At 54.9% G+C, this 12,520-nt stretch carries 10 protein-coding genes and 4 tRNA genes; 13 read left to right on the forward strand and 1 reads right to left on the reverse strand.

What is annotated here, in order from left to right:
* Positions 1-11: 11 nt before the first annotated feature.
* Positions 12-1,844, reverse strand: a complete 1,833-nt coding sequence (gene typA / locus LG301_RS00830; RefSeq protein WP_404472617.1) for a translational GTPase TypA — start codon at positions 1,842-1,844, stop codon at positions 12-14.
* A 163-nt stretch (positions 1,845-2,007) separates the two neighbouring features.
* On the opposite strand from typA, the gene LG301_RS00835 reads away from it, so the two are divergent.
* From LG301_RS00835 to rpoB, 13 genes are all read left to right on the forward strand, one after another.
* Complete coding sequence (locus LG301_RS00835; RefSeq protein ID WP_404472619.1) at positions 2,008-2,991, forward strand: biotin--[acetyl-CoA-carboxylase] ligase; 984 nt, start codon at positions 2,008-2,010, stop codon at positions 2,989-2,991.
* Positions 2,988-3,827 carry a type III pantothenate kinase gene (locus LG301_RS00840; protein WP_263066390.1) on the forward strand — a complete coding sequence of 280 codons (840 nt, stop codon included), beginning with the start codon at positions 2,988-2,990 and terminating at the stop codon, positions 3,825-3,827. The genes LG301_RS00835 and LG301_RS00840 overlap by 4 nt, the downstream gene beginning before the upstream one ends.
* A 129-nt stretch (positions 3,828-3,956) precedes the next feature.
* Positions 3,957-4,040 (forward strand) — tRNA-Tyr (locus tag LG301_RS00845).
* Between the two features lie 106 nt (positions 4,041-4,146).
* Positions 4,147-4,220, forward strand: a tRNA-Gly gene (locus LG301_RS00850).
* A 14-nt stretch (positions 4,221-4,234) separates the two neighbouring features.
* Positions 4,235-4,309, forward strand: a tRNA-Thr gene (locus LG301_RS00855).
* 143 nt (positions 4,310-4,452) lie between these two features.
* Positions 4,453-4,528, forward strand: a tRNA-Trp gene (locus LG301_RS00860).
* Between the two features lie 72 nt (positions 4,529-4,600).
* Positions 4,601-4,984: a preprotein translocase subunit SecE gene (gene secE / locus LG301_RS00865; protein WP_404472621.1), complete on the forward strand. Its 384-nt coding sequence runs from the start codon at positions 4,601-4,603 to the stop codon at positions 4,982-4,984.
* 8 nt (positions 4,985-4,992) lie between these two features.
* Positions 4,993-5,526, forward strand: coding sequence for a transcription termination/antitermination protein NusG (gene nusG, locus LG301_RS00870; protein ID WP_404472623.1), 534 nt, complete (start codon positions 4,993-4,995; stop codon positions 5,524-5,526).
* Positions 5,527-5,649: 123 nt separating this feature from the next.
* Positions 5,650-6,081, forward strand: a complete 432-nt coding sequence (rplK, locus tag LG301_RS00875) for a 50S ribosomal protein L11 (protein WP_009098963.1) — start codon at positions 5,650-5,652, stop codon at positions 6,079-6,081.
* A 2-nt stretch (positions 6,082-6,083) separates the two neighbouring features.
* Positions 6,084-6,776 carry a 50S ribosomal protein L1 gene (gene rplA / locus LG301_RS00880; RefSeq protein WP_404472625.1) on the forward strand — a complete coding sequence of 231 codons (693 nt, stop codon included), beginning with the start codon at positions 6,084-6,086 and terminating at the stop codon, positions 6,774-6,776.
* A 312-nt stretch (positions 6,777-7,088) separates the two neighbouring features.
* Complete coding sequence (gene rplJ / locus LG301_RS00885; RefSeq protein WP_404472627.1) at positions 7,089-7,595, forward strand: 50S ribosomal protein L10; 507 nt, start codon at positions 7,089-7,091, stop codon at positions 7,593-7,595.
* A gap of 113 nt (positions 7,596-7,708) precedes the next feature.
* Entirely contained in the window at positions 7,709-8,080 is a 372-nt protein-coding gene (rplL, locus tag LG301_RS00890; RefSeq protein WP_038480362.1) for a 50S ribosomal protein L7/L12, read from the forward strand.
* A gap of 355 nt (positions 8,081-8,435) precedes the next feature.
* Positions 8,436-12,512, forward strand: coding sequence for a DNA-directed RNA polymerase subunit beta (gene rpoB, locus LG301_RS00895; protein WP_404472630.1), 4,077 nt, complete (start codon positions 8,436-8,438; stop codon positions 12,510-12,512).
* The last annotated feature ends 8 nt before the right edge of the window (positions 12,513-12,520 follow it).

The following is a 12,520-nucleotide window of genomic DNA, read 5'->3' on the forward strand; positions in this document are numbered from 1 at the left end:
AAGCGCGGGTATTAAGCTTGTTTCTTGCTATAGCGCTTACGCTCATTTTCAGTCAGGTGCTTCTTGCGCAGACGAATATGGGTCGGCGTGACTTCTACCAGCTCATCGGAATCCAGGAATTCAATGGCCTGCTCAAGAGTGAACTTGATCGGCGGCGTCAGTACGATGTTCTCATCGTTCCCGGTTGAGCGCATGTTATCTAGCTTCTTGCCCTTGGTCGGGTTAACCACCATGTCGTTGGCACGGTTGTTAATACCGATCAGCATGCCTTCGTACACTTCAGTCGCGTGATCGATGATCAGCTTGCCGCGCTCTTGAAGGGCGTAGAGGGCGTAGGCCAGCGCTTTACCGCCCACCATTGAGACCAAGACGCCGTTACGACGCTCGATAGAGGCGTCCGGCTTCAGCGGGCCGTAGTGATCAAAACGACTGGTCAGGATGCCGGTGCCGGACGTCAGTGTCAGGAACTGGCCGCGGAAGCCGATTAAGCCACGTGCCGGGATAATGAAGTCCAAACGAACGCGGCCTTTACCATCCGGGTTCATGTTGGTCATCTCACCTTTACGATAGCCAAGCTCTTCCATGATCGAGCCTTGGTGCTGCTCTTCACAGTCGATGATGACTTCTTCGTAAGGCTCTTGCTTCACGCCGTCTATCTCTTTGATGATGACTTCCGGGCGGCCAACGGCCAGCTCGAAGCCTTCACGGCGCATGGTTTCGATAAGTACCGACAGGTGCAGTTCGCCACGGCCAGAGACTTTAAACTTCTCGGGGGTGTCACCCTGCTCAACGCGAAGTGCCACGTTGTGGATAAGCTCTTGGTCTAGGCGATCTTTAATATTACGGCTGGTGACAAACTTGCCTTCTTTACCCGCGAACGGCGAATCGTTGACCTGGAAAGTCATCGAGACGGTCGGTTCGTCCACAGACAGCGGCGGCAGCGCCTCAATCGCGCTCGGGTCGCACAGCGTGTCGGAAATCGATAGATCTTCGATACCGGTCACGCAGACGATATCACCCGCGGTGGCTTCGGTGGTTTGTACACGCTCAAGGCCCATATGGGTCATGACCTGACCGATTTTGCCCTTACGAGTAGTGCCGTCAACGCTGATGACTGAAATCTGTTGGTTAGGCTTCACCGAACCGCGCTTGATGCGACCAAGACCGATAACGCCAACGTAGCTGTTGTAATCCAAGGCAGAAATCTGCATCTGGAATGGGCCGTCAATCTCAACTGCGGGCGGCTCCACGATATCCACGATCGCCTGGAACATCGGGTCCATGTTGTCAGCCAGTGCTTCCGGGTCCATGCCGGCAATGCCGTTCAGCGCCGAGCAGTAGATGATCGGGAAGTCGAGCTGCTCGTCGGTGGCGCCTAGGTTGTCAAACAGATCAAAAATCTGGTCGATAACCCAATCCGGGCGTGCGCCGGGACGGTCAATTTTGTTGACGACTACGATCGGCTTGAGGCCCTGGGAAAACGCTTTCTGGGTCACAAAGCGGGTTTGCGGCATCGGGCCGTCGACCGCGTCCACCAGCAGCAGCACCGAATCCACCATGGACATAACGCGCTCAACTTCACCACCGAAGTCGGCGTGCCCAGGGGTGTCCACGATGTTGATGTGGTAATCCTTGCCACTACCATCCTGCCACTGAATAGCGGTGTTTTTGGCCAGGATGGTAATGCCGCGCTCCTTCTCCTGGTCATTAGAGTCCATGACGCGCTCTTGGCCTTCGGCCTTACGGTCGAGCGTGCCAGACTGGCTTAACAGTTTGTCAACCAAGGTGGTTTTACCGTGGTCAACGTGGGCGATGATGGCAATGTTGCGAAGATTCTCGATCACGACGCGATCCTGCTAGAAAAATAGGGCAGCATTATAGGGTCTGGGCATGGTCCACTACCAGCGCTGTCTTAAATAAAGCATCAAGTCAATAACCTAAACGCGGCAGTTTTCGCCTTTGACATGCATCCGTTAAGATAGGCGTTTTCCCAGTTGGGGCAAGCACATGACCATCGGTAACCTGATGCGTTTGTTAAGCGATGGCGAGGTTCATTCCGGTGAACAATTAGGTGAAGCGTTAGGCGTTTCCCGAGCCGCCGTATGGAAACAGCTAAAAAAATTAGACGCACTGGGCGTGGAGCTTGTGGCGGTGAAGGGTCGAGGCTATCGCCTTGCTCATCCGCTTGAGCCTCTTGATGGAGCAAATATTGTTGAGCGCTTGCCAGCAAATGCGCGGCATTTGTTAACCAGGCTATTCATTGAGGATCAGCTGCCATCCAGCAATGAGTATGTGCGCGAGCGGTTTGCCCAGGGGGCCGGGCATGGCGAGGTGTGCTTCGCGGAGCTACAAACCGCCGGGCGGGGCCGCCGTGGGCGCGTATGGTCCACGCCGTGGGGGCAAAGCTTGATGCTGTCGCTGGGCTGGCGTTTTGATTCTGGCATTAACGCCTTGGAGGGGTTAAGCCTTGCGGTGGGCGTCGTGGTGGCGCAAGTGTTGGAGCAGTATGGCGTTTCGCCAAAATTAAAATGGCCCAACGATATTTTACTGGCTGAGAACAACGATGAGTTGGGTAAGCTGGCCGGTATTCTTATCGAAGTCACCGGGGATGCTGCGGGTCCTTGTGAGGTGGTTATTGGCATTGGTATGAACCTATCGTTACCGGATAGCCTGCGTGCCACCATTGATCAGCCGGTTGCCGCGCTGTTTGATATGAAGGCGGGCCTTTCGCGAAATCAGCTAGCCGCTGATATGGTGTCTGGTTTACTGGATATGCTGGCAGGTTTCGAAAATGAAGGATTTGCCCCCTGGCGAGACGCATGGAATCGCCGTCATGCTTATGCAGGGCTGCCGATCCGCATTATTCAGGGTGAGCGATCAAGTGATGCAGTCGCTGGAGAGGTAGATGAGAGTGGTAATCTTTGGGTTACCGAAAATGATCACTCGCGACGCCTGTCGGGCGGTGAGATCAGTGTACGCAGGCGCCTATGATTTTGGATTTGGATATCGGCAATACGCTATCGAAATGGCGGTTAAAAGATGCCGAAAGTAGTGAGATACGTTCACGAGGAGCGGTGTGGACGCGAGAGGAGTGGCGGCCAGGGGCAGATATTCCGGATCTTGACGTAGTCGAGGCGGTGCGTATTTCCAGCGTGGCGCGGGCGGCCGTGCTGGAGGAGACCGTTGCCTTGCTACGGCGCCAAGTGCGGCAGGTGTACGTGGCGCGCTCTACGACCGAAGCGTTAGGTGTGGTTAATGGCTATGACGAGCCTGGGCGTTTGGGAGTGGATCGCTGGATGGGTGCGCTAGCAGGGTATCAGTTGGCAGGCGGTTGCTGTGCGGTGGATTGTGGCAGTGCGATTACGATTGACTTTGTATTGCCGGGTGGCCTTCACTTAGGTGGGTTTATTGTGCCTGGGCTGCGTTTGATGAAGGAGAGCCTAAAGTTAGGTACTCGAAACGTTGCTATTGATCCCGAAAGTGAAGCTGATGCGTTATTGGAGCCGGGGCGCCGAACGGTGGACGCGGTTAACCATGGGATCTATATGGCCGCCGTTAGTGCGATTAACCGCATTTACAGCGAAGTGTGTGATCAGCAAGGAATCGCACTGCCGGTACTGCTGACGGGTGGCGATGCGCGGGTGATTTCCCGCGGTGTTCAAGTGCCCCACGCAGTCTGGCCAGATATGGTGTACGGCGGCTTAGAGGCTAGTTTTCCGCTGACCTTTGCCGAGCGTGCCGGGAAAATGTCAGGCGCGCCAGGGGTGCCTGAACCGGCTTCCTTAGAAAAAATTCGCGCAGGCCTTGCATTCTCAATGCTGCTTTGACAGAATGCAGCGCGTTCCAAGGCAGAACTTGCACACGACGTGTGCATAGCAAAGCTGCAAGTCTTGATAAATAAAGAAATTGCTTGCTTGACACTGCTTTGGAGGCTGGCATAATGTGCCGCCACAGCTGGAGAGGTTCCCGAGTGGCCAAAGGGAGCAGACTGTAAATCTGCCGCGAAAGCTTCGAAGGTTCGAATCCTTCCCTCTCCACCAGATTTATCAATCGTTGAGTTTATCAATGGTTGGGAATGAAAAGCCGGTAAGCGGGCATTAGCTACTGTTTCTCGTGCAGCGGATTGTCATTCTAAAGGCAAGTTCTGCGGGCGTAGTTCAATGGTAGAACCTCAGCCTTCCAAGCTGATGGTGCGGGTTCGATTCCCGCCGCCCGCTCCAGTTCGATGTGTTTCGCTCATGTAGCTCAGGGGTAGAGCACACCCTTGGTAAGGGTGAGGTCGACGGTTCAATTCCGTCCATGAGCTCCATATTGCGATTAAAGCGAGCGAAGCTCGCTTTTTTTGTCTTTGCCTTTGGCGCTGAATGCCATGGGTAGGGTTGTCAGATAGAAGTTTCTCGGCTATCATGGCGCCCGCTGTTGTACAGGGAATGCCTGTGCACATGACGATACAGGCCAGTAGCTCAATTGGCAGAGCAGCGGTCTCCAAAACCGCAGGTTGGGGGTTCGATTCCCTCCTGGCCTGCCAACCTTCCCCAGGTTGGTATGTCTTTTCAAGAATTCCTTTGTCGCTCGCTGCACCCTTGGGAGTCTCGTTTTTATGAAGCCTAGTTCTTTAAAACATGGCGCAGAGGTGCAACAGTCGCGTCATGACGGGCTCAAATGGGCAGCGGTTGTGGCGCTGCTTGTCGTTGCCGTCGTTGGTAATACTTATTTTGCTGATATTGGCCTTCTCTACCGCGTCTTAGGTGTGGTGGTGCTTTGTGTGGTCGCGGGTTTGATCGCGCTGGCTACAACAAAGGGTCGTGATTTGGTAGAGCTTGCCGTAAGCGCCAAGAAAGAGATTCAGCGCGTTGTATGGCCAACCCGTCCTGAGACCGTTCAGACCACCGCCATTGTGCTGGTCGCGGTGCTAGTGGTCGGATTGATGCTGTGGTTGATCGATACTCTTCTTGGCTGGGCAATGTCCGGCGTCATTGGTTAGGAGCATTCATGTCCAAACGTTGGTACGTCGTCCACGCCTATTCCGGCTTTGAGAAGCATGTCATGCGCTCACTTGTTGAGCGTGTGAAGATGTATGGCATGGAAGATCGCTTTGGTGAAATCTTAGTGCCGACGGAAGAAGTGGTAGAAGTTCGCGACGGAAAGCGCCGCAAGAGTGAGCGCAAGTTTTATCCCGGCTATGTGCTGGTCGAGATGGAGATGGCAGACGAGACATGGCATCTCGTTAACGAAACGCCTCGTGTGATGGGCTTTATTGGCGGAACGAAAGAGAAGCCGGCTGCTATCACCACCCGCGAAGCTGAAGCAATTCTTCGTCGCGTGAAAGACGGCACTGACAAGCCGCGGCCTAAAACAATGTTTGAGCCGGGTCAGTCGGTTCGCGTTATTGATGGGCCTTTTGCCGACTTCAACGGGGTTGTTGAAGAGGTAAATTACGATAAGAGCCGTCTGCAGGTCAGCGTGCTGATCTTCGGACGTGCAACGCCTGTGGAGCTTGAGTTCTCTCAGGTGGAAAAAGAGTAAGCTGAATTAAGTGGTGGGGTGGTGTGCGTTGCACGCCATCCCTGCATGATGTGAAGCGGCTAGTCGCTGCTTTATGTGTACCGGGGAGCCGAGAGGCGCTACTACCCAACTGGAGTATTTACCATGGCCAAGAAAGTACAGGCTTATATCAAGCTGCAGGTTGCTGCAGGTAAAGCCAACCCGAGTCCGCCCGTAGGCCCCGCGCTGGGTCAGCACGGCGTAAACATCATGGAATTCTGTAAGGCGTTTAACGCAGCGACTCAAGAAATTGAGCCCGGTCTGCCGACGCCTGTCGTGATCACTGTTTACTCTGACCGCAGCTTCACGTTCGTCACCAAGACGCCGCCTGCTGCCGTACTGCTGAAAAAAGCAGCGGGCATCAAGTCTGGTTCTGGTGAGCCGAACAAGAAGAAAGTCGGCACCGTGACCCGCGAGCAGCTCGAAGAGATCGCCAAGACCAAAGAGCCGGATATGACGGCTTCTGATCTCGACGCCGCGGTGCGCACCATTGCTGGTAGCGCTCGTAGCATGGGCTTAAACGTGGAGGGTCTCTGATCATGGCTAAACTGTCTAAGCGCGCGAAAGTTATTCGCGAGAAAGTAGACACGAACAAAGCATACTCTCTGGAAGAAGCTGTTGCGCTGCTTTCTGAGCTGTCTACTGTTAAGTTCAAAGAGTCTCTTGACGTTGCGATCAACCTTGGCGTTGACCCGCGTAAATCCGACCAAGTTGTACGTGGCGCCACCGTTATGCCTAACGGTACTGGCAAAGACGTACGCGTAGCGGTTTTCACCCAGGGTGCAAACGCCGACGCTGCTAAAGAAGCAGGCGCTGACATCGTGGGTATGGAAGAGCTGGCTGAGCAAGTCAAGAAAGGCGTGATGGACTTTGACGTCGTTATCGCCTCTCCGGATGCGATGCGCGTTGTAGGTCAGCTGGGCCAGATTCTAGGTCCGCGCGGCCTGATGCCCAACCCGAAAGTTGGCACCGTGACGCCTGACGTGGCGACTGCGGTTAAAAATGCCAAGGCGGGCCAGGTGCGTTTCCGTACCGACAAAAACGGCATTATCCACACGACGCTGGGTAAAGTTGATTTTGATGCAGCTGCGGTTCAGGGCAACCTGGAAGCGCTGGTTGCTGACCTTAAGAGGCTCAAGCCGAGCTCCTCTAAAGGCATTTACTTCAAGAAAGTTACCCTGTCCACTACCATGGGCCCGGGTTTGACCATCGACCACTCTGCGCTGGTATAAGCGAGTCGTTGATAGGTTTTAGTAGCATCGGTTTGAGTAAGAGTCGAGCAAGAACTTTGCGGTCCCCCGTTTAGGTTTAAGCCCAACGGGGCATCGTCAAAGACCGCAGGTGCCGCGCAGTTGTTCAGCGCGGCTTAATTGCCTTAACAGCGCCTGCGCAGATGGTGTGGCCGCCAGTGGGTTAACGCTTTTTAGCTAACCGCTTCTGGTGTGCACCATCCCCTAAGGCTTCCAAGCTAATCAGTAAGTAGCTTGGAAGAGATGGTAACCACCGGAGCCTGTTGTGGGTTCCGGCACGAAGGAGTGATCACTGTGCCACTAGCACTTGAAGGCAAGAAAGCGATTGTTGCCGAGGTCAGTGAAGCGGCCAAAGGCGCACTCTCCGTCGTAGTTGCCGATTCTCGCGGCGTAACGGTCGGTAAAATGACCGATCTGCGTAAGCAAGCGCGTGAGAATGGCGTCCAGATTCGTGTTGTTCGTAACACGCTGGCACGCCGCGCCCTCGAAGGTACTCAGTGGGAGTGCCTGAACGAGAGCTTTGTTGGTCCTACTCTGCTGGCTTTCTCTACTGAGCATCCGGGCGCTGCTGCCCGTCTGTTTAAAGAGTTCGCAAAGCAAGATCAGAACTTCGAAGTGAAGGCGTTGGCCTACGAAGGTGAGCTGATTCCGGCTGCCGACATCGACCGTCTGGCAACCCTACCGACTTACGACGAAGCAATTGCTAAGTTGATGTCGGTAATGAAAGAAGCTTCCGCTGGCAAGCTGGTTCGTACCCTGGCCGCCCTGCGCGACCAGAAGCAAGAAGCAGAAGCTGCCTAAGCAGCGTTTCTTGCAGGCGGCGTGAACGATTTGATCGGTGCGCTGCCTGAACCAAGCAATGAAACCCCGAGCGCTCGGTAGACCGAGCCTCCCGCAAAGTTAGGAATGAAACAATGGCACTGACCAAAGACGATATCATCAATGCTGTAGCCGACATGTCCGTAATGGAAGTTGTCGAGCTGATCGAAGCAATGGAAGAGAAATTCGGCGTTTCTGCAGCGGCAGCCGTTATGGCTGGCCCGGCTGGCGGCGGCGAAGCAGCTGCTGAAGAGCAGACTGAATTTGACCTGGTTCTGACCTCTGCTGGTGACAAGAAAGTTAACGTCATCAAAGCAGTTCGCGAAATCACCGGTCTTGGCCTGAAAGAAGCCAAGGGTGCCGTTGACGGCGCGCCAGCGACCATCAAGGAAGCAATGTCTAAAGAAGACGCTGAAGCAGCTAAGACTAAGCTGGAAGAAGCGGGCGCAAGCGTCGAGCTCAAGTAATTCTTGTGCGGACGGCTTTACGCGCTGCGTAAGCTTCCACGGCTGGCGGCGGGATATCCCGCTGTCGGCCTTTTTCTGTTGTAATGTACTGCTAGCTCAGTGCGGCACTAACAGAAACGCTGTGAAATAGCAGCGAACACAGTAAGACCGTTGTTGTGAAGCGTAAGTTGTGAAGCGCGAGTGATGGTAAACGTAAGCGATAGCGAAGCGTGAACAGCACTACTGTAACACTGTTATCTATCAAGATTTTTGACGGCGAGCTACCGATTTAGGAGCTTGCTGTCTGCGTCTGAAACGCCCGCGGGGCAGATGACCACGCATCGGTCACCCATGGTGAACAAGCTGGGGAATACAGATGGCTTACTCATATACTGAGAAAAAACGCATCCGCAAGGATTTCGGCAAACTGCCCCAAGTGATGGATGTGCCTTACTTGCTGGCCATCCAGCTTGATTCCTACTACGACTTTCTCCAGCAGGATCGTTCGCCTGACGAGCGTCACGAAATCGGCCTGCACGCGGCATTTAAGTCCGTGTTCCCGATTGAAAGTTTCTCCGGCAATGCGGCGCTGGAATATGTCAGCTACCGTTTTGGCACGCCGGCGTTCGATGTGAAGGAGTGTCAGCTGCGTGGCGTGACCTATTCCGCTCCGCTGCGCGTCAAGGTGCGCTTGATCATTTATGATCGCGACTCCTCGAACAAGGCAATCAAGGATATTAAAGAGCAGGAAGTCTACATGGGGGAAATCCCCCTGATGACCGAGAACGGTACCTTTGTGATCAACGGTACTGAGCGGGTTATCGTTTCCCAGCTCCACCGTTCGCCCGGTGTGTTCTTCGATCATGACAAAGGCAAGAGCCACTCCTCTGGTAAGTTGCTCTACTCTGCACGGGTTATTCCTTACCGTGGCTCCTGGTTAGACTTTGAGTTCGACCCCAAAGACAACGTCTTTGTACGTATTGACCGTCGCCGCAAACTGCCGGCCTCGGTACTGATGCGTGCGTTGGGAATGAGCACCGAAGAGATTCTTAGCGAATTCTTTGAAACCAGCGTTTTCCATATTGAGAAAACCGGCTTCTTTGTCGAGCTGGTGCCCTCACGCCTGCGGGGTGAAACCGCTACCTTTGACATCAAAGATGGTGAAGGCGAAGTTATTGTTGAAGAGGGGCGTCGGATTACCCAGAAGCACATTCGCCAGCTTGAAAAAGCCGGCCTTGAGCGTCTGGAAGTGCCGATGGAGTACCTGTTCGGTAAAACGCTGGCAAAAGATCAGATTGATACCAAAACCGGTGAATTGATCTGCCCGTGCAACACCGAGATCACCCCGGAAGTCCTAGAGCGCATGGCGCAGGGCGGTATCACTGATATCGAGACGCTCTATACCAATGACCTGGACTGCGGTTCGTTTATTTCCGATACGCTAAAGCTGGATGCAACAAACTCCGCGCTTGAAGCCTTGGTGGAAATTTACCGCATGATGCGTCCCGGCGAGCCGCCCACTAAAGAGGCTGCTGAGACGCTGTTCAACAACCTGTTCTTCAGTGAAGACCGCTACGACCTGTCGGGCGTTGGCCGCATGAAGTTCAACCGTCGTCTGCGTCGTGATACCGACACAGGCTCCGGCGTTCTGGATCGCAAAGACATCCTGGATGTACTGCGCGAGCTGATCAATATCCGTAACGGCTTCGGCGACGTGGACGATATCGATCACCTGGGTAACCGCCGCATTCGCTGCGTTGGCGAAATGGCCGAAAACCAGTTCCGCGTTGGCTTGGTGCGCGTTGAGCGCGCGGTGAAAGAGCGTCTTTCCATGGCGGAAAGCGAAGGCCTGATGCCCCAAGACTTAATCAACGCCAAGCCGGTGGCGGCGGCGGTGAAAGAGTTCTTCGGTTCCAGCCAGCTTTCACAGTTTATGGATCAGAACAACCCGCTTTCTGAGGTGACTCACAAGCGTCGTGTCTCTGCACTCGGCCCGGGTGGTCTAACCCGTGAGCGTGCCGGCTTCGAAGTACGTGACGTTCACGCCACGCACTACGGTCGCCTGTGCCCGATCGAAACACCGGAAGGCCCGAACATCGGTCTGATTAACTCGCTGGCAACGTACAGTCACACCAATAGTTACGGTTTCCTGGAAACGCCGTACCGTAAGGTGAATGCAGGTCAGGTGACGGACGATATCGTTCATCTGTCAGCGATTGAAGAGGGCGACTTCGTTATCGCCCAGGCGTCTGCCGCAGTTGACGAGTCCAACAAGCTAAGCGATGACCTGGTACAGGTACGCCACCGTGGCGAAACGACCTTTATGCGTCCTGAGCAAGTGACGCTGATGGACGTATCTCCGCGTCAGGTAGTATCGGTGGCGGCCGCATTGATTCCGTTCCTAGAGCACGATGATGCTAACCGCGCCTTGATGGGTGCGAACATGCAGCGTCAGGCAGTACCCACCCTGCGCGCTGATAAGCCGCTGGTCGGTACCGGCATGGAGCGCTTCGTCGCCCGTGACTCTGGCGTTTGTGCAGTAGCAACGCGTGGTGGCGTGATCGACTCTGTTGACGCGCGTCGTGTCGTTGTTCGGGTGCACGAAGATGAAATCATCGGCGGTGAAGCCGGTGTTGATATCTACAACCTGACCAAATACACCCGTTCTAACCAGAACACCTGTATGAACCAGCGCCCCATCGTGCGCCCTGGTGACAACGTAGCCCGCGGCGATATTCTTGCCGATGGTCCGTCTGTTGATATGGGTGACTTGGCCCTTGGCCAGAACATGCGCATCGCGTTCATGCCCTGGAACGGCTACAACTTCGAAGACTCCATCCTGCTTTCTGAGCGGGTTGTTCAAGAAGACCGTTTCACCACGATCCACATCCAGGAACTGACCTGTGTGTCTCGCGACACCAAGCTAGGGCCGGAAGAGATTACGTCTGATATTCCCAACGTCGGTGAATCCGCGCTGGGTAAATTGGACGAGGCGGGCGTTGTTTACATCGGCGCCGAAGTCGGTCCGGGCGACATTCTGGTGGGTAAGGTAACGCCCAAAGGCGAAACCCAGCTGACGCCAGAAGAGAAGCTGCTGCGTGCCATCTTCGGTGAGAAAGCGTCTGACGTTAAAGATACTTCCCTGCGTGCCCCGACGGGCATGAAAGGTACGGTTATCGACGTTCAGGTGTTTACTCGTGACGGCGTTGAGAAAGACTCCCGCGCGCTTTCCATCGAGCAGATGCAGCTGGACGAAGTGCGTAAGGATCTGCAAGAAACCTACCGTATTGCCGAAGACGCGACCTTTGAGCGTCTCAAGCGTACGCTGGAAGGTCAGGCAGTAAACGGCGGTCCGAACCTTAAGAAAGGCGACGTGCTGGACGAAGCGTACCTGGACGAGCTGCCGCGTCAGCAGTGGTTCAAGCTGCGCATGCAGGATGAGGCGTATAACGAGCTGCTGGCCCAGGCCGACGAACAGCTTGAGAACCGTCGTAAAGAGATGGACGAGCGCTTCGAAGACAAGAAGCGCAAGCTGACCCAGGGCGACGACCTCGCGCCGGGCGTGCTGAAAATTGTCAAAGTCTATATGGCGGTCAAGCGTCGCATTCAGCCCGGCGACAAGATGGCCGGTCGTCACGGTAACAAAGGTGTTATCTCGGCCATCATGCCGATTGAAGACATGCCGTTTGATGAAAAAGGCGAGCCGGTCGACGTGGTGCTTAACCCGCTGGGCGTACCGTCACGTATGAACGTGGGTCAGATCCTGGAAACCCACCTGGGTATGGCGGCACGTGGTTTAGGCATGAAGATCGAAGCGATGCTGCGTGATGCTCGTGGCCAGCAGGTGGCTGAGATCCGTGACTTCCTGGGCCAGATCTACAATACGCCGGGTAGTCGTGTTGAGGATATTGATTCGCTTAGCGATGATGAAGTCATTGCGCTGGCGAAGAACCTCAAGGGCGGTGTGCCGATGGCCACGCCGGTGTTTGACGGTGCCAAAGAGCACGAGATCAAGCACTTGTTGAAGCTTGCGGACATCCCCGAGTCGGGCCAAATGGCGCTGTACGACGGCCGTACGGGCGATGCGTTTGACCGCCCCGTCACCGTTGGCTACATGTACATGCTGAAGCTTAACCACTTGGTAGACGACAAGATGCACGCGCGTTCTACTGGCTCTTACTCGCTGGTCACTCAGCAGCCCTTGGGTGGTAAGGCGCAGTTCGGTGGTCAGCGCTTTGGTGAGATGGAAGTGTGGGCGCTAGAAGCCTACGGTGCAGCCTATACGCTGCAAGAGATGCTCACTGTCAAGTCGGACGACGTTGAAGGCCGCACCAAGATGTATAAAAACATCGTGGATGGCGACCACACCATGCAGGCAGGCATGCCGGAATCCTTCAACGTACTCGTGAAGGAAATCCGCTCGCTGGGCATCGATATCGAGTTAGAGAGCTAGGAGCCGTT

It is taken from the genome of Vreelandella venusta (genome assembly GCF_044809155.1).
Taxonomy (GTDB): Bacteria; Pseudomonadota; Gammaproteobacteria; order Pseudomonadales; family Halomonadaceae; genus Vreelandella; species Vreelandella venusta_B.

What these genes read in the sequence shown, in the direction of transcription:
- rplK (WP_009098963.1), top strand. Translation starts at nt 5,650, where the DNA reads ATGGCCAAGAAAGTACAGGCTTATATCAAGCTGCAGGTTGCTGCAGGT.
- LG301_RS00840 (WP_263066390.1), top strand. Translation starts at nt 2,988, where the DNA reads ATGATTTTGGATTTGGATATCGGCAATACGCTATCGAAATGGCGGTTA.
- rplL (WP_038480362.1), top strand. Translation starts at nt 7,709, where the DNA reads ATGGCACTGACCAAAGACGATATCATCAATGCTGTAGCCGACATGTCC.
- rpoB (WP_404472630.1), top strand. Translation starts at nt 8,436, where the DNA reads ATGGCTTACTCATATACTGAGAAAAAACGCATCCGCAAGGATTTCGGC.
- nusG (WP_404472623.1), top strand. Translation starts at nt 4,993, where the DNA reads ATGTCCAAACGTTGGTACGTCGTCCACGCCTATTCCGGCTTTGAGAAG.
- LG301_RS00835 (WP_404472619.1), top strand. Translation starts at nt 2,008, where the DNA reads ATGACCATCGGTAACCTGATGCGTTTGTTAAGCGATGGCGAGGTTCAT.
- rplA (WP_404472625.1), top strand. Translation starts at nt 6,084, where the DNA reads ATGGCTAAACTGTCTAAGCGCGCGAAAGTTATTCGCGAGAAAGTAGAC.
- secE (WP_404472621.1), top strand. Translation starts at nt 4,601, where the DNA reads ATGAAGCCTAGTTCTTTAAAACATGGCGCAGAGGTGCAACAGTCGCGT.